This is a genomic window from Streptomyces sp. NPDC001568, assembly GCF_042893755.1.
Taxonomy (GTDB): domain Bacteria; phylum Actinomycetota; class Actinomycetes; order Streptomycetales; family Streptomycetaceae; genus Streptomyces.
The window spans coordinates 137,439-153,258 of record NZ_JBIAVF010000014.1; the positions used below are offsets into that span (position 1 = coordinate 137,439).

The 15,820-nt window shown below is 73.0% G+C and carries 15 protein-coding genes and 1 tRNA gene; 14 read left to right on the forward strand and 2 right to left on the reverse strand.

Annotation, left to right across the window (positions count from 1 at the left end; translation table 11 throughout):
- Positions 1-104: 104 nt before the first annotated feature.
- Positions 105-1,202 (reverse strand): Gfo/Idh/MocA family oxidoreductase, encoded by a 1,098-nt coding sequence (locus ACFY0I_RS25710; protein WP_388900178.1) that lies wholly within the window; start codon positions 1,200-1,202, stop codon positions 105-107.
- 55 nt (positions 1,203-1,257) lie between these two features.
- Between ACFY0I_RS25710 and ACFY0I_RS25715 the strand changes: the two genes are divergently transcribed.
- The 13 genes from ACFY0I_RS25715 to ACFY0I_RS25775 all read left to right on the forward strand — a co-directional run bounded on the left by ACFY0I_RS25715 (position 1,258) and on the right by ACFY0I_RS25775 (position 13,984).
- Complete coding sequence (locus ACFY0I_RS25715) at positions 1,258-2,364, forward strand: ROK family protein (RefSeq protein ID WP_388900181.1); 1,107 nt, start codon at positions 1,258-1,260, stop codon at positions 2,362-2,364.
- Positions 2,365-2,528: 164 nt separating this feature from the next.
- The gene (locus ACFY0I_RS25720; protein WP_388900184.1) at positions 2,529-3,275 is read left to right on the forward strand and encodes a hypothetical protein; all 747 of its coding nucleotides are present in this window, start codon (positions 2,529-2,531) and stop codon (positions 3,273-3,275) included.
- A 72-nt stretch (positions 3,276-3,347) separates the two neighbouring features.
- Entirely contained in the window at positions 3,348-4,118 is a 771-nt protein-coding gene (locus ACFY0I_RS25725) for a GntR family transcriptional regulator (protein WP_388900187.1), read from the forward strand.
- A 158-nt stretch (positions 4,119-4,276) separates the two neighbouring features.
- Positions 4,277-5,398, forward strand: coding sequence for a TIGR03364 family FAD-dependent oxidoreductase (locus ACFY0I_RS25730; RefSeq protein ID WP_388900189.1), 1,122 nt, complete (start codon positions 4,277-4,279; stop codon positions 5,396-5,398).
- A gap of 5 nt (positions 5,399-5,403) precedes the next feature.
- Positions 5,404-6,099, forward strand: coding sequence for a phosphonatase-like hydrolase (locus ACFY0I_RS25735; protein ID WP_388900192.1), 696 nt, complete (start codon positions 5,404-5,406; stop codon positions 6,097-6,099).
- A complete protein-coding gene (locus ACFY0I_RS25740) occupies positions 6,096-7,145 on the forward strand; it encodes an ABC transporter ATP-binding protein (RefSeq protein WP_388900195.1) in 1,050 nt (349 codons plus the stop codon). The genes ACFY0I_RS25735 and ACFY0I_RS25740 overlap by 4 nt, the downstream gene beginning before the upstream one ends.
- The gene (locus ACFY0I_RS25745) at positions 7,138-8,067 is read left to right on the forward strand and encodes a 2-aminoethylphosphonate ABC transporter permease subunit (RefSeq protein ID WP_388900198.1); all 930 of its coding nucleotides are present in this window, start codon (positions 7,138-7,140) and stop codon (positions 8,065-8,067) included. The genes ACFY0I_RS25740 and ACFY0I_RS25745 overlap by 8 nt, the downstream gene beginning before the upstream one ends.
- The gene (locus ACFY0I_RS25750; protein WP_388900201.1) at positions 8,054-8,851 is read left to right on the forward strand and encodes an ABC transporter permease; all 798 of its coding nucleotides are present in this window, start codon (positions 8,054-8,056) and stop codon (positions 8,849-8,851) included. Before ACFY0I_RS25745 ends, ACFY0I_RS25750 begins: the two co-directional genes overlap by 14 nt.
- 32 nt (positions 8,852-8,883) lie before the next feature.
- The gene (locus ACFY0I_RS25755; RefSeq protein ID WP_388900204.1) at positions 8,884-9,963 is read left to right on the forward strand and encodes a 2-aminoethylphosphonate ABC transporter substrate-binding protein; all 1,080 of its coding nucleotides are present in this window, start codon (positions 8,884-8,886) and stop codon (positions 9,961-9,963) included.
- A 146-nt stretch (positions 9,964-10,109) separates the two neighbouring features.
- The gene (locus ACFY0I_RS25760) at positions 10,110-11,630 is read left to right on the forward strand and encodes an alkaline phosphatase family protein (RefSeq protein ID WP_388900207.1); all 1,521 of its coding nucleotides are present in this window, start codon (positions 10,110-10,112) and stop codon (positions 11,628-11,630) included.
- Positions 11,631-11,770: 140 nt separating this feature from the next.
- A complete protein-coding gene (locus tag ACFY0I_RS25765; RefSeq protein ID WP_388900210.1) occupies positions 11,771-12,550 on the forward strand; it encodes an HAD-IIA family hydrolase in 780 nt (259 codons plus the stop codon).
- 139 nt (positions 12,551-12,689) lie between these two features.
- Positions 12,690-13,325, forward strand: coding sequence for a hypothetical protein (locus ACFY0I_RS25770; protein WP_388900213.1), 636 nt, complete (start codon positions 12,690-12,692; stop codon positions 13,323-13,325).
- Positions 13,322-13,984: a class F sortase gene (locus tag ACFY0I_RS25775; protein WP_388900215.1), complete on the forward strand. Its 663-nt coding sequence runs from the start codon at positions 13,322-13,324 to the stop codon at positions 13,982-13,984. Before ACFY0I_RS25770 ends, ACFY0I_RS25775 begins: the two co-directional genes overlap by 4 nt.
- Before the next feature lie 149 nt (positions 13,985-14,133).
- On the opposite strand, the gene ACFY0I_RS25780 is transcribed toward ACFY0I_RS25775, so the two are convergent.
- Positions 14,134-14,207: transfer RNA gene (locus ACFY0I_RS25780), tRNA-Lys, on the reverse strand.
- A 227-nt stretch (positions 14,208-14,434) separates the two neighbouring features.
- Here ACFY0I_RS25780 and ACFY0I_RS25785 point away from each other — a divergent pair.
- On the forward strand, positions 14,435-15,811 hold the full coding sequence (locus ACFY0I_RS25785; protein WP_388900424.1) for a peptidoglycan-binding protein: 1,377 nt from the start codon (positions 14,435-14,437) through the stop codon (positions 15,809-15,811).
- Positions 15,812-15,820: the final 9 nt, after the last annotated feature.

The following is a 15,820-nucleotide window of genomic DNA, read 5'->3' on the forward strand; positions in this document are numbered from 1 at the left end:
GATGATCGACAGCCTGTGAAGAATATGTCGATCATTGCGCCCGAAGCGTCGATTTCACGCCGAACCCGGCACCGCCCCCGCCCGCCGGAGCCCGGGCAACTCCGTCAGAGGTCCACGGCGACGCCCTCCGCCGACGAACGCCGTGCCGCCTCCAGCACCGCCAGGCACCGCGCCGCCTCGTGCGCGGTGACCGGGGCCGGTCCGCCCGAGCGCAGCGCGGCCGCGACCCCCGCGTAGTACGCGGGGTAGTCGCCCGCCGCGGTGGGCACCGGCAGGCCGCCGCCGGTCAGCGGGGACTCGCCGGAACCCAGCCGACCCCACAGGTGCTCGGGCTCCTCGCCCCACGGCCGGCTCCCGTCGCCGGGACGCAGGCCCTCGCGCAGGGCGGCCTCCTGGGGGTCCAGGCCGTACTTGACGTAGCCCGCCCGGGATCCGAGGACCCGGAAGCGCGGTCCCAGCTGGGCGGTGGTCGCGCTGACGTGGAGGTGCGAGCGGACGCCGTTCGCGTGCGTGAGCGCGATGAAGGTGTCGTCGTCCGCCTCGGCGCCCGGGCGCCGCACGTCCGCTTCCGCGTAGACCCGTACGGCCGGCCCGAACAGCACGAGAGCCTGGTCGACGACGTGGCTGCCGAGGTCGTACAGCAGGCCGCCGATCTCCTCCGGCGCCCCGGACTCGCGCCAGCCGCCTTTGAGCTGCGGGCGCCAGCGCTCGAAGCGGGACTCGAAGCGCAGCACCTCGCCCAGGTCGCCGCCGTCGAGGAGCCGGCGCAGGGTGAGGAAGTCGTTGTCCCAGCGACGGTTCTGGAAGACGGACAGGAAGGTGCCGGTCCGGTCGGCGAGGGCGGCGAGTTCGCGGGCCTCGGCCGCGGTGGCGGCGAGCGGCTTGTCGACGACCACCGGCAGTCCGGCCGTGAGGGCGGCGGTGGCGAGCGGGACGTGCGTCTTGTTGGGGGAGGCGATGACGACGAGGTCCGGGGCGTCCTCGCCGCCCGCGCGGGCCCACAGTTCATCGGCGGACGCGGCGAGCCGGACCTCGGGGAAGGCCTCGCGGACCTGGCCCTGCCGGCCCGGGTCGGAGGTGACGACCGTGTCGAGGACGAGCCCCTCGGTCGCGGTCACGAGGGGGGCGTGGAACACGGAACCGGCGAGTCCGTAGCCGACGAGGGCGACGCGCAGCGGGTCGGTGGGGGAGGCGGTGTTCATGGGACCACTTTGGCAACAGCGTTGCGCAAGTGCAAGGAGGGTGGACAATGGGCAGGTGAACAGGGGTGACGGGGCCAGTCGTGGCGGGGTGAACCTGCCGGCGCTGCGCGGGCACAACGAGGCGGTACTACTGGGGCTGCTGCGCGCCGCCGGGCCGCCCGGCCTCGGCCGCGCCGAACTCGCGGACGCCGCCGGTCTCACCCCGCAGGCCGTCAGCAAGATCACGGCCCGGCTCGCCGCGGACGGCCTGGTGGCCGACGCCGGCCGGGCCCCCTCCACCGGCGGCAAGCCGCGCACGCTGCTGCGGCTGGTCCCCGGCGCCCGGCACGCGGTCGGCGTCCACCTGGACCGCGACGAGCTGAGCGCCGTACGGGTCGACCTGGCCGGGAGCGTCGTCGCCCGGTGGAGCGCCCCGCTGGACTTCGGGGCGGGCCCCGAGCCGGTCGTGGACGCGGTCGTGGCGGCCGTCGTACGGGTTTCCGAGCGGGCGGGAGCCCACCCGCCGGTCGGGGTGGGCGTCGCGGCGCCCGGGCCGTTGGACTGGCGCACCGGGGTCATGGGCCGGGTGACCGGGTTCGCGAACTGGGCGGGATTCCCGTTGCGGGAGGTGCTGGCGGGGCGACTGGGGCTGCCGGTGGTACTGGACAAGGACACCAACGCCGCCGTCGCGGCCGCCGGCCCGGGCGGCCCGGGCGCGGGCACCTCGGTGTACCTGCACGTCGGCACCGGGCTCGGCGCCGGGCTGCGGCTGGACGGCGAGATCCACCAGGGCGCGCGGTCGGCGGCGGGCGAGTTCGGACACCAGGTGCTGCTGCTGGACGGCCCGCCCTGCCGGTGCGGGGGGCGGGGCTGCCTGGAGGTGCTCTGCCTGGACGCGGTGGCCCGCGGGGAACTGCCGGAAGCGGCCCGGATCCTCGGGGAGGGCGCGGCGAACCTGGTCGCGCTGCTCGACGTGGACCGGGTCCTGCTGGGCGGTCGGGTCGTGGATGGCGCCCCCGACGTGTTCGTCGCCGGGGTCCGGGCCGCGCTGGCGGCCCGCCCGCTGATCGACACGGCCCCGCCGACGGTGACCCCGGCCCCGGGCGGCGTCGCCGAAGGCGCCGCGGAACTGGCGCTGGCCCCGCTGTATGTCCACCCGCCCGCCGCCCCGGACAGGGCCTGACGGGGTCGGCGCTTGACCCGGTGCGCCATTCAGGCGTAAACCGGAGGGGCTCACGCGCGGCTCCCGGCAAGGGGTCGCGCGCGCGTGGAAGGGTGCGGACAAAGCCGGGGTGATTGTCGCCTCGTCCTATCATCGTCCCGTCCGGCGAGCAGCGAAGGTCTTCCATGCGACTGCGCAAAGCCCTTGCCCTCACCGCCGTCCTGCTCGCCTGCGCCGCGCCCTCCGCCGTGGCGGACATCGGCACCGGCGGCGGCGCCCGCCCCGCCCCGGCCCTCCCCTCGCGCGCGCTGGCCAGCTGCGGGGACGGCAAGGGCGCCGCCTTCCCCATCGGGGCCCGGATCCGTGGCGGCCCGGCCGTCTACCGGGCCGGCGGCGGGGCGCAGACCTGGCTGCTGGACCTGACCAACACCACCGGCGGCGCGTGCACCGCGATCCACCCCGTCGTCGTGTTCACGGACAAGGCGCGGGCCCTGCGCCCGGCCCACCTCCGGATGGAGTTCGACGCTCCGGGCGGTTCCCACCCCGTCAGCCTGGAACGCAGCGACCGCGACGAGATCATCGCCGTGTTCGACGGCGGCGACGCCTTCTCCGGGTTCTCCGTCGGCGCGGGAGGATCGATCACCGTCACCGTCCGGCTCGCCTTCGCCGAGGAAGCCCCCCACGGCGAGGTCGTCGCCGACGCCGCCCTCGTCCAGCGCAAGGGTGATCACGGCGACGACGGCGACTGGGTCGGGGAGGCCGGCGGCTACCGGTTCGAGGTGGAGGGGCCCCGGGATCACGCCGAGGCGGGCGCGCTCGCGCACACCGGCCCCCGCGACCGGGCGTACGGGGCCGGCGCCCTCGCCGCGCTCACCGCCGGCGGCGTCCTGCTCCTGGGCGCCCGCCGACTCCGCGCGCCCCGCCCCCGCTGAGGCCCGGCCCGCCCGGCCGCCACAGCCCACACGCGGCGATCTCCGTACATCTGCCCCACGTACAGTCCCCACGTGGAAGAACAGACCCAGCAGCACCGGCACCTCCCCGGCGGGCCCGTGCGCTCCGGCATCCCCGAGCACGGCCGGATCCCCAAGTACTACGCCGTCAAGGCGCTGATCGCCGATCTGCTCGACGAGCTGGGCGAAGGCGGTGCGCTGCCCACCGAGCGCGATCTCGCGGAACGGTACGCGGTGTCCCGGGAGACCGTGCGCCAAGCCCTGCGCGAGCTGCTGCTGGAAGGCCGGCTGCGCCGGGCGGGGCGCGGGACGGTCGTCGCCGGCCCCAAGCTGGAGCAGCCCCTCTCGCTCGCCAGCTACACCGAAGGAGTGCGCCGCCAGGGCCGTCGCCCGGGCCGCAATCTGATCGGCCTGGAGCGCTTCCCCTGCCCGGACGGCCTCGCCGCCGGCATCGGCGCGCAGGCCGGGGAGCCCGTCTGGCACCTGGAGCGGGTGCTGCTCGCCGACGACGAGCGCGTCGGCCTGGAGAGCACGTACATCCGGGTCGCCCGCGCGCCCCGCCTCGACGTCGATTTCCAGCCCGACTCCTCCTTCTACGGGTACCTCCGCGACGACCTCGCGATCGCCTTCGGCGAGGCCGACGAGAAGCTGGAGACGGTCCTCGCGACCCCCCGCGAAGCCCTGCTGATCGGCACTCCGCCGGCCCTCCCGATGCTGCTCATCCACCGGTTCTCGCGGGACGGGCAGGGTCGTCCGCTGGAGCGGGTGCGTTCGCTCTACCGTGGCGACCGGTTCAGCTTCACGACGCGCCTGCGCCCCGAATAGCGCGCGACCGACGCCGCGCACACCCGGCAACCAGCACCAAAAAGGGCGAGTCGACATCACGGAACGATAACGGGTCTGGTCCAAGCGTCGAGGGCTGTTCACCGCCCCGACGCCGATCGGACCCTCCCGGGTCACCGGGCGCCGCCACCTTGGACGGCGTGAGAGTCATAGTCGTCGGAGGCGGCGTGGTCGGCACCATGCACGCCTGGCAAGCAGTCGAACGCGGCCACGAGGTCGTCCAGATCGAGCGGGAAGCGGAGGCACGCGGCGCGTCACTGCGCAATTTCGGCCAGATATGGGTCAGCGGACGGGCCGGGGGCGAGGAGCTCGACACCGCCCTGCGGGCCCGCGAGCTCTGGGAGCGGATCGGCGCGCGGGTGCCCGGACTGGGCTTCCGCGCCATCGGTTCCCTCACCCCTGTCCGGGGCGCCCGCGAGCACGCGGTGGCGAAGGCGGCGCTCGCCCGCCCCGACGCCGCCGCCCGCGGCTACGCGCTGGTCACCGCCGCCGAGGCGCGGCAGATCAACCCGGCCCTGCGCGGGGACTTCGATGCGGCCCTGTGGTGCGAGCGGGACGCGGCCGTCGAGCCGCGCACCGCGCAGCTCCACCTCCACGACGCCCTGCGGGCGTCCGGCCGGTACACCTTCCTCACCGGCCGCGAGGTCCGCGAGGTCGTCGGCCCCGGGGCCGTCCGCGACGACCACGGTGACGTCCACCGCGCCGACGTGGTCGTCCTCGCCACCGGCGCCTGGCTGTCCGGCCTGGTCCGCGAACTGGCCCCCGACCTCCCGGTGCGCCGGGTCCGGTTGCAGATGATGCAGACCGCCCCGCTCGGCGAGGCACTGACCACCTCCGTCGCCGACGCCGACAGCTTCCGCTACTACCCCGCCTACGCGTCCCCGGCGCTCGACGCGCTCAACGCCGGTCAGCCGCAGGAGCCGGTCGCCGCCGCGCACGGGATGCAGTTGCTGATGGTCCAGCGCCAGGACGGCGGACTGACCATCGGCGACACCCACGAGTACGAGCACCCCTTCGCCTTCGACACCCTCGAAGACCCCTACGAGCACGTCGCCGCGGTGGCCGAGTCCTTCCTGGGCCGCCCGCTGCCCAAGATCCGCCACCGCTGGGCGGGCGTCTACGCCCAGTGCACCGACACCAGCCGCGTCGTCCACCGCCAACAGGTGGCCGACGGCGTGTGGCTGGTGACCGGACCCGGCGGGCGGGGGATGACCTGCTCGCCCGCCATCGCCGAGACCACCGCGAACGAACTGGGCTGGTGACCGACATGACCGATGCCAACAAACTGATCGTCCTCGACATGGCGGGGACCACCGTCGCCGACGGCGGCCTCGTCGAGCGCGCCTTCGAACGCGCCGCCGAAGCCCTCGGCGTCGAGCCCGGCAGCGCCGACCACGCCACCAAGCTCCAGTACGTGCGCGACACCATGGGCGAGTCGAAGATCTCGGTCTTCCGCCACCTCTTCGGCACGGAGGAACTCGCCCGCCGCGCCAACTCCGCCTTCGAGCAGGCCTACGGGGAACTCGTCGACGCCGGCCTCATCGCCCCGATCCCCGGCGCCCGCGAGGCCGTCGAGAACCTCCGCGCCGACGGCCGCACCGTCGTCCTGACCACCGGCTTCGCCCGCGTCACCCAGGACGCCATCCTCGACGCCCTCGGCTGGCGGGACCTCGCCGACCTCACCCTGTGCCCCGCCGACGCGGGTGGCCGCGGCCGCCCCTACCCCGACATGGTGCTCGCCGCGTTCCTGCGCACCGGCGCCGCCGACGACGTCCGAGCGACGGTCGTCGCCGGGGACACGGCGTACGACATGCTCAGCGGTCGCCGCGCCGGAGCGGGCACCGTCGCCGGCGTCCTGACCGGTGCCCACGACCGGGCGACGCTGACCGCGAACGGCGCCACCCACGTCCTCGGCTCCATCGCCGAACTCCCCGCCCTGCTGGCACCGGAGCCCGGGGCGTGAGCGGCATCCGCTTCGACTCCGTCTCGGTCGCCTACGCCGGCAACACCGTCCTGGACTCCCTCGACCTGACCGTCGAGCCCGGCGAGGTCATGGCCCTGCTGGGGCCCTCCGGCTCCGGCAAGACCACGGCACTGCGCGCGGTCGCCGGCTTCGTACGGCCCGCCGCCGGCCGGATCCTGATCGGCGGCCGGGACGTCACCGCGCTGCCCCCGCACCAGCGCGGCATCGGCATGGTCGTCCAGCAGTACGCGCTGTTCCCGCACATGCGGGTCGCGGAGAACGTCGCCTTCGGCCTCAAGGCGCAGAAGGCGCCCAGGGCCGGGATCCGGGACCGGGTCGCCGAGGCCCTGGAGATGACCGGCATGGGCGCCTACGCCGAGCGCTACCCGCGCGAGTTGTCCGGCGGCCAACAACAGCGGGTGGCCATCGCCCGGGCGCTCGCCATCCGCCCCGGCGTGCTCCTGCTCGACGAGCCGCTCTCCGCGCTCGACGCGCAACTGCGCTCCGGGATGCTCGCCGAACTGGCCCGGCTGCACCGCGAACTGCCCGACGTGTCCATCCTGTACGTCACCCACGACCAGGTGGAGGCCCTCACCCTGGCCGACCGGATCGCCGTCATGGACCGCGCCCGGCTCCAGGACTGCGGGACCCCGCAGGAGCTCTACCGCTCCCCGCGCACCGAGTTCACCGCCTCCTTCGTCGGCAACGCCAACCTGCTGCCGGTGACCGTCGCCGCCGGCGGCGCCGTGTTCGAGGGCCGCGACCTGGAACTGGACCGCGGCGGCGCCGCCCCCGGCGCCCGCGCCACGCTGTGCGTACGCCCGCACCTGCTCGGCCTCGGCGAGGGCCCCAACGCCCTGCGCGGCACCATCACCGAGGTCCAGTGGCGCGGCTCCACGCACCGGCTGTACGTGGACGTCGACGGCCACCGCGTCAAGGCCGACCTGCCCGAACTGCGCGAGACCCCGGCGCTGGGCGACGCGGTGACCCTGCACTTCGAGCCGCGGGACGCGGTGCTGCTGTCCGCGGGGGTCTCCGATGGCTGAACTCGCCGGGAACCTGCGGGAGCCCGCCGCCGCGACCCCGCCGGCCCGGACCGTACGGGCCGCCGTGCCCGGCCCGCGGCGGACCCCGCCCGCCCGGCGTCCGCGCGCCGTACCGGCCTGGGTGTGGACGCTGCCGCCCGTGGCCGTGCTCGCGCTGGTCTTCCTCTACCCCCTCGCGCTGGTCGTGCAGCAGTCGCTCACCCCCGAGAGCGGCGGCGCCTTCGACTCCTACGCCTCCGTGTTCGCCTCCCACGGCTTCCGCGAGGCCCTCGGCACCACGGTGTGGCTGGCCGTCGGAGCCACCGTCGGCTGCCTCGTCCTCGGCTTCGCCCTCGCGCTGGTCATCGCCTTCGTCCCGTTCCCCGGCTCCAAGGCCGTCGCCAAGTTCATCGACGTCTTCCTCTCCTTCCCCTCCTTCCTCGTCACCCTGGCCCTGCTGTTCATCTACGGGACCGTGGGCATGGCCAACGGGGCCTGGACCGACCTGACCGGCGCCGCCGAGGGCCCCTTCCGCTTCCTGGCGACCCCCTGGGGCGTCCTCCTCGCGGAGATCACCTGGTTCACCCCGTTCGTGATGCGCCCGCTGCTCGCCGCCTTCTCCCAACTGGACACCGCGCAGCTGGAAGTGGCGTCCTCCCTCGGCGCGAAGCCCGCCCGGATCGTCCGGCGGGTCATCCTGCCCGAGGCGCTGCCGGCCCTCGCCGCGGGCGGCAGCCTCGTCCTGGTCATGTGCCTCAACGAGTTCGGGATCGTGCTGTTCACCGGCGCCAAGGACGTCACGACGCTCCCGATGCTCATCTACGGCAAGGCGATCCTCGAATCCGACTACTCGGCCGCCTGCGTGGTCGCCGTCGTCAACATCGCGATCTCCGTCGGCCTGTTCGGCCTCTACCGGGTGGTGGGCAAGCGTGCTGGTGCATAGCAAGACCGGCCGCTGGGCCGCCTGGGGCCTGTTCGGCCTCCTCTTCCTGCCCCTCTTCGCCCTGCCGCTGCTCGTCGTGGTCGCCGCGTCCTTCTCCACCCACTGGTCGGAAGCCCTTCCCTCCGGCCCGACCACCGGGAACTACGCCGCCGCGGTACGCGGCGAATCCCTCCAAGCCCTGACGACCTCCCTGGTCACCGCCGTCGTCGCGAGCCTGCTCGCGCTCGTCATCGGCAGTTGGGCGGCGCTGGCCACCGCCGGCCTCAAGCAGCGCGGCAAGCGGTACCTGGACGCCCTGTTCATGCTGCCCGTCGCCGTACCGTCCGTGGTCGTCGGCCTCGCCCTGCTCGTCGCGTTCAGCAAGCCCCCGCTGCTGCTCAACGGCACGAGTTCCCTCGTGATCCTGGCCCACACCGTGCTCGTGACGGCCTTCGCCCACCAATCCGTCTCGGCAGCGCTCCTCCGCCTCGACCCCGCCTACGAACAGGCCGCGGCCTCCCTCGGCGCCCGCCCCGCGTACGTCCTGTGGCGGGTCAAGCTGCCCCTGCTGCTGCCGTCCCTCACCTCGGCCGCCGGGCTCTGCTTCGCCCTGTCGATGGGTGAGCTCAGCGCCACGATGATGCTCTACCCGCCGGACTGGATGCCCCTGCCGGTCCGGATCTTCACCGCCACCGACCGCGGCTCGCTCTTCAGCGGTTCCGCCGTCGCCGTCGTCCTGATGGCCACCACCCTGCTGGTGCTGGCGGCCGTCTCCCGTATCCGCACCAAAGCCTCGTACCGCTGATCCCCGGCTCCCTTTCCCCGTAAGGAAGTTCCATGCCCAGCAACCGCAGCCTCCTGCGCACCGCCACCGCCGTCACCGGCGGCCTCGTCCTCGCCGGCGCCCTCACCGCCTGCGGCTCCGGCACCTCCGCCGGCTCCTCCGCCGAGGGGGACAAGGTCGTCACCGTCTACAGCGCCGACGGCCTCAAGAGCGACAAGGGCGACGGCTGGTACGACAAGGTCTTCGCCGACTTCACCAAGAAGACCGGCATCGAGGTCAAGTACGTCGAGGGCGGCTCCGGCGAGATGGTGCAGCGCGCCGTCCGCGAGAAGACCAACACCCAGGCCGACGTACTCATCACGCTGCCCCCCTTCATCCAACAGGCCGACGGCAAGGGCCTGCTCCAGGCGTACCGGCCCAAGGGCTCCGAGCAGGTCGGCGGCGCGAACAAGGCCGCCGACGGCAAGTGGACGTCCGTCGTCAACAACTACTTCGGCTTCATCTACAACAAGAAGGAACTCGCCGAGGCCCCCAAGACCTGGGAGGAGCTCCTCGACCCCCGGTACAAGGGCAAGCTCCAGTACTCCACCCCCGGCGTCGCCGGCGACGGCACCGCCGTCCTCATCAAGTCGATGCACGACTTCGGCGGCAAGGAACCCGCCATGGAGTACCTCAAGAAGCTCCAGGCCAACAACGTCGGCCCGTCCTCCTCCACCAGCAAGCTCGCGCCGAAGACCGACAAGGGCGAACTGCTCGTCGCCAACGGCGACGTCCAGATGAACTTCGCGCAGTCCAAGTCCATGCCGAACATCGGCATATGGTTCCCGGCGAAGGACGGCGGCAAGCCCACCACCTTCGCCCTGCCCTACGCGGCCGGCCTCGTCGCCAAGGCCCCGCACACCGAGAACGGCAAGAAGCTCCTCGACTTCATGCTCGGCGAGGAGGCCCAGAAGCTCGTCAGCGGAGTCGGTGGCGGCTTCCCCGCGCGCACCGACGTCAAGCCGACCGATGCCAACGCCGTCGAACTCACCAAGCTCATGACGGGCGTCGAGGTCTTCGAACCCGACTGGGCCGACATCGACACGAACCTCACCGCCCACGTCGACGCGTGGAAGTCGGCGACCGGAAGCTGACCGGTTACTTCCTGGCCACCCGCACCCGCAAGAGTGACGCTCGCATAACGGGTCTGGACCGAGCACCGCACCCCCGGGCCGGACCCGCCGCATGTCCGCAGTACCCGCCTGCTCACCATGCCCCCACTTGCTCCTTGGAGGAGTACGTGTCCCCTGTCCTGTCCGGACGCACCCTCGCCGTCGCGGCCACCGCCACCGCCCTGCTCGCCACCGCCCTCGGCGCGCACACCGCGAGCGCGGCGCCGAAGGCGGCCAACACCGACAAGGTCCTCGTCATCGGCCTCGACGGCGCCGTCCTCGACCGCGTCAAGGCCGCCGACGCCCCCCACCTGAACGGCCTCATGGCCCAGGGCCTCACCGCCCGCAGCACCCTCTACGCCAACCCGATGGGCGCCACGTCCTCCGGCCCCGGCTGGTCCACGATCGCGACCGGCGTGTGGCCCGACAAGCACGGCGTGAAGGACAACTCCTTCACCGGCAAGAACTACGCGGCCCACCCCGACTTCCTGACCCGCATCGAGAACGCCAAGCCGGCGCTCAACACCTACGCCGCCGCGGACTGGGAGCCCATCACCTCCACCGACCAGAACGGCCCGATCTTCTCCACGAAGGTCGACAAGCGGCTCTCCCTCAAGGGCGACCGCGACGGCTACCGCAACGAGGACCCGAAGATCGCCGCGGCGGCCGCCACCGAACTGCGCACCCAGAACCCGGACGCCGCCTTCGTCTACCTCGGCGAGATCGACGCGGCCGGCCACTCCTCCGGCGCCGGCAGCCAGACCTACCTCGACACCGTCGCCCGCGTCGACGTCCTGGTCGGACAGCTCCTCACCGCCGTCCAGCAGCGCCCCACCTACGCCCAGGAGAAGTGGAAGATCCTGGTCACCACCGACCACGGACACACCACCACCGGCGGCCACGGCGGCTCCAGCATCGCCGAGCGCGGCACCTTCGTCATCGCCAAGGGCGCCGGGATCCCCGCCGGCTCGGTACGCGACGACGTGCGCCTGTCCGACGTCGCCGCGACCGCCCTCGCCCAGGTCGGCGTCCCGACCACCGGCCTGGACGGCGTCCCCCTGAACGCCCCCGACAACGACGCCTTCGACACGCTGCGCCCCGCCCTCCAGGCCCGCGTCGACGAGACCGGCATCCCGGCCGGCACCAAGGGCTTCACCCGTACCCCGCCCACCGGCTGGGCCGTCGACAACTCGCGGATGGGCACCGGCGGCATCACCGAGTGGGCCGGTTGGACCTTCGCCACCGACGAGTTCTGGACCCAGGCCCAGCGCGACCAGTGGCGCGAGCTCAATGTCCGCTCCCGTGACGTGTTCGCCGTCGCCGACTCCGACGAGTGGGACGACAAGAGCCACACCGGCACCTTCGACTCCACCCTGATCACCCCCAGGTGGGCCGTCACCGGCGGCGCCGCCCGCACCCTCTCCTTCCAGTCGCACTACCGCCACGAGGCCGGCCAGACCGCACAGGTCCTCGTCTCCTACAACGGAGCCGCCCCCACCGTCGTGAAGAACTACACCGCCGACGCCCTCGCCAAGAGCGAGGCGATCGCCCTCCAGGTCCCGGCCGGCGCCACCGACGTCCAGGTCCGGTTCCGCTACAGCGGCACCAACAACTGGTTCTGGGCCGTCGACGACGTCACCCTCGGCTGACCCGCCACCCGGGTGAACCGTCCGGGCCGTGGACGCGCTCCGCGTCCACGGCCCGGCACGGATAGGGTGGTACAGACCAGAGGTCCCCGAGGTCAGTAGACCTCCGAGGTCAGAGGCCCCGCAGAGCGGAGAACAGTCCCGTGGCAGAGCGCAAGCCGATCGAATCCTGGCTCACCGACATGGACGGGGTCCTCATCCACGAGGGCACCCCGATCCCCGGTGCCGACGCCTTCATCAAGCGGCTGCGCGAGTCCGGCAAGCCCTTCCTGGTGCTGACGAACAACTCGATCTACACCCCGCGCGACCTCCAGGCCCGACTGAGCCGGATGGGCCTCCAGGTCCCCGTGGAGAACATCTGGACCTCGGCGCTCGCCACCGCGAAGTTCCTCGACGACCAGCGCCCGGGCGGCACCGCCTACGTCATCGGCGAGGCGGGCCTGACCACCGCCCTCCACGACATCGGCTACATCCTCACCGACCACGACCCGGACTACGTGGTGCTCGGAGAGACCCGCACGTACAGCTTCGAGGCCATGACCAAGGCCGTCCGCCTGATCAACGGCGGCGCCCGCTTCATCTGCACCAACCCCGACGAGACCGGCCCCTCCACCGAGGGCCCGCTGCCCGCCACGGGCGCCGTCGCCGCGCTGATCACCAAGGCGACCGGCAAGAAGCCGTACTTCGCCGGCAAGCCCAATCCGCTGATGATGCGCACCGGCCTCAACGCCATCGGCGCGCACTCCGAGAGCAGCGCCATGATCGGCGACCGGATGGACACCGACGTGCTGGCGGGACTGGAGGCGGGCATGCAGACCTTCCTCGTGCTGACCGGCCTGACCACGGCGCAGGACACCGAGAAGTTCCCCTACCGGCCGACCAGGACGGTCGACTCCATCGCGGACCTCGTAGACCTGGTCTAGGCGCCGCGCCCGCGCGCCGGGCCGAGCACTGCCCCACCCGGCATTGGCGCGAACGGCTGACACAGACGGGCCAAGAGAGCGCCGCTCCGGATGCGGAGCGGCGCGTCGCACGTGAATCTCCTTGTAGAGGAGGTTCACCATGCGCAGTTCACTGCTCGCTCTCCGTGTCGCGGGGGTGGCCGTCGCCCTGACGGCATGCTCCGTCGTGACCGCCCCCACCGCCCTCGCCAACGAATGGGACCGCGGCGGAGTCTCGGCGGAACCGAACCCGGCCGAGCCGGGGGCACTGGTCAAGCTGCGCGTCCGCGGCTGTGACGGCGGCTGGGGGCTGGCCCACTCCTCCGTCTTCGTGTCGGAGGTCCGCCTGTCCGACGGCCGCGACGGGCAGGCGCTGTACGGCGAGGCGATCATCCGCTCGCACGCCCAGCCCGGCTGGCACGAGATCCGCGTGAAGTGCGACGGCAAGGGCGGCCACGGCGACAAGGGCGGCAAGGGCGGCAGCGAGGAGGTGCGGGGCTCGATCGAGGTCCGGCACCGCGAACACCACCGCCCCGACCCGTACCGTTCGCCGATCTGGCCCGTCCACGCGGGAGGCGGCGGCATGTCGGCGCAGCTCGCCGAGACGACGCGGCTCGCCGCGGCGACGAAGAAGAGCCACGGCGCCGACGGCCCGGGCCTGCCGCACACCCTGATCGGAGCGGCCCTCGCGGCCGTGGCCACCCTGGCGGTCGCGGGCCGGGCCCTGACCCTGCGTCGCCGCCGCAGCGGCGGATGAGCGAGGACCGGGCCACTCCGGGCGGCCGGCTGTTGACCTTCGCGGCCTGGTCGGTGCTGGTCCTGGGCCTGTGGCTGTGGGGCAAGGAGATCACCGGTGTGCCGTCCGGTCCGCAGGCCGGGCAGGGCGGCGGCCCGGTGGGTGCGGGCATGCCCGCCGCCCACGCCCCGATGTCCGGGGCGATGCCCGCCCGGATCGACGTACCGTCCATAGGCGTCCAGGCCCCGGTGATCTCGCGGGGCCTGGACTCCCAGGGGTCGATCGACCCGCCGCCGTACGAGCTCCCGGGCACGGTGGGCTGGTGGGGCGCCGGCGCCGCGCCGGGTGCGGCCGGGGCTGCGCTGATGGTGGGGCACGTGGACACGAAGTCGAAGCCGGCGGTGTTCTTCGGCCTGGCCACGGTGAAACCGGGCGCCAAGATCCGCGTCGCCCGGGCGGACGGGACGATCGCCGAGTTCACCGTCGAGGACGTCAAGACCTACGAGCGGACCGACTTCGACCCGAAGAAGGCCTACGGGCCACGGGTCGGCGGCCGGGCCGAACTCCGGCTGGTCACCTGCGGCGGCAACTACGACAAGGCGGCCAAGCAGTACTCGGCGAACGTGGTGGTCTCCGCCTACCTGACGGGCGCGGGCGTCCGCTCCGGCACCGCGGTGTGAGGCCCCGTAGGAAATGACGCGCACGAAGTGACACGCACGAAGTGACGCGCACGAAGTGACGCGCACGAAGTGACGCGCACGAAGTGACGCGCACGACGCAACGGAAGAAGCCCTCCACAGCTTTCGCTGTGGAGGGCTTCTCCTTGTCGTGCGCCGCCAGGGACTCGAACCCCGGACCCGCTGATTAAGAGTCAGCTGCTCTAACCAACTGAGCTAGCGGCGCCTGCTGACAGAGAAAACTCTACCCCACCTCCAGGGTTGCTCGTGACCAGCCGCGCCCACGTTGTCCGATTAACCCATGTTTGGGGTGTTTATCGTGCACGATATGTCTGGTCGAGCCGAATCTGATGCCCCGCCAGATGCGTGCCCGGCCGACCAGTGGACGAGCAGGGGAGTGGACGGAACCGCATGACGACGCAGCCTCCGGCGCACGAGCAGCCGCCGGCACCGATGCCGATGCCGGTCTTCGAGGACTACCAGCCCGCGGGTGACTGCGAGTGCCCGGGATGCGCGCAGCGGCGTCGCTCCCTCGCGCGCGGGCGGGCCATACCGCTCCGGGACGGCGGCCACCCGGCCGCACGCGGAGCCCGCCGGGCGCTGGTGCTCGCCACGGCGGCCGGTGTGGTCCTGAGCGGAGGCGGTTCCGCGGTCGCCCTGCACACGCCGGCCCCCGGCCCCGGGCCGGTGACCCTGGACGACCCCGACACCCCGCAGGGCGGCCGGGCCCCGCTGCACGGACGTCCGTCGACCGGTACGCGTCCGCCGGGCCTGCCCGGCGCCCCGTCGGCGGTGCGGCGCATCGACCGGGCGACGATCATCAACCGGGCGAAGCTGTGGCTGGACGCGAAGGTCCCCTACAGCATGTCCGAGTACTGGACGGACGGCTACCGGCAGGACTGCTCGGGCTACGTCTCGATGGCCTGGAACCTCGGCACCAACGAGTGGACCGGCAGCCTCCACACGTTCGCCACGCCGATCACCAAGGACGAGCTGCTGCCGGGGGACATGCTGCTCTTCCACAACCCGGCGAACCCGAACAACGGCTCCCACGTGACGCTCTTCGGCGGCTGGGCCGACGAGACGCGCACCCACTACATCGCCTACGAGCAGACGCGCCCGACGACGCGGAAGCAGGCCACGCCGTACGCGTACTGGAACAACGCGACCAAGTACCTGCCGTACCGGTTCACCGGGGTGGCGGGCGGGATCGTGCCGGACGCGCCGCAGCCCGGGCCGGCCCCCGTCGTCTCGACGGTCTTCCCCGGGACGTCGAAGTTCGGCCCGGGCGCGGACAACGCGCACGTCGCCGAGCTCGGCGCGATGCTGATCGGCCGGGGCGCGTCCCGCTTCTACCCGCAGGGCGCGGACAGGAAGTGGAACGACTCCGACCGGCAGGCCACGCAGGCCTTCCAGCGGGCGCAGGGCTGGACGGGTACCGACGCCGACGGCATCCCCGGCTCGCACACCTGGCGGCTGCTGGTCGAACGCGGCGGCAAGGACATCCCGCCGGCGACCCCCGGCGGTACGACGACCCCCACGACCCCCACCGCGCCGACGGTTCCGATCGGTCACGCGGGGCCGGGCGGGGTGCCGGCGTACCCGGGGGCGTGGGCCTTCCGCCCGGGCACGTCCCATCCGGCCATCGGCGCCCTCGGCCGGCAGTTGGTGAAGAAGGGCTTCGGCAAGCACTACACATCCGGTCCGAGCGCCCGCTGGAGCGAGGCCGACCGCCGCAACGTCGAGGCGTTCCAGCGCGCCCAGGGCTGGCGCGGCTCCTCGGCCGACGGTTACCCGGGCCCGGAAACCTGGCGGCGGCTGTTCGCATGACGGAGGCAA

Coding starts and splice junctions, on each gene's coding strand:
- ACFY0I_RS25710 (WP_388900178.1), bottom strand. CDS start 1,202: ATGAACACCGCCTCCCCCACCGACCCGCTGCGCGTCGCCCTCGTCGGC.
- ACFY0I_RS25720 (WP_388900184.1), top strand. CDS start 2,529: ATGCGACTGCGCAAAGCCCTTGCCCTCACCGCCGTCCTGCTCGCCTGC.
- ACFY0I_RS25735 (WP_388900192.1), top strand. CDS start 5,404: ATGACCGATGCCAACAAACTGATCGTCCTCGACATGGCGGGGACCACC.
- ACFY0I_RS25745 (WP_388900198.1), top strand. CDS start 7,138: ATGGCTGAACTCGCCGGGAACCTGCGGGAGCCCGCCGCCGCGACCCCG.
- ACFY0I_RS25755 (WP_388900204.1), top strand. CDS start 8,884: ATGCCCAGCAACCGCAGCCTCCTGCGCACCGCCACCGCCGTCACCGGC.
- ACFY0I_RS25770 (WP_388900213.1), top strand. CDS start 12,690: ATGCGCAGTTCACTGCTCGCTCTCCGTGTCGCGGGGGTGGCCGTCGCC.
- ACFY0I_RS25775 (WP_388900215.1), top strand. CDS start 13,322: ATGAGCGAGGACCGGGCCACTCCGGGCGGCCGGCTGTTGACCTTCGCG.
- ACFY0I_RS25785 (WP_388900424.1), top strand. CDS start 14,435: ATGCCGATGCCGGTCTTCGAGGACTACCAGCCCGCGGGTGACTGCGAG.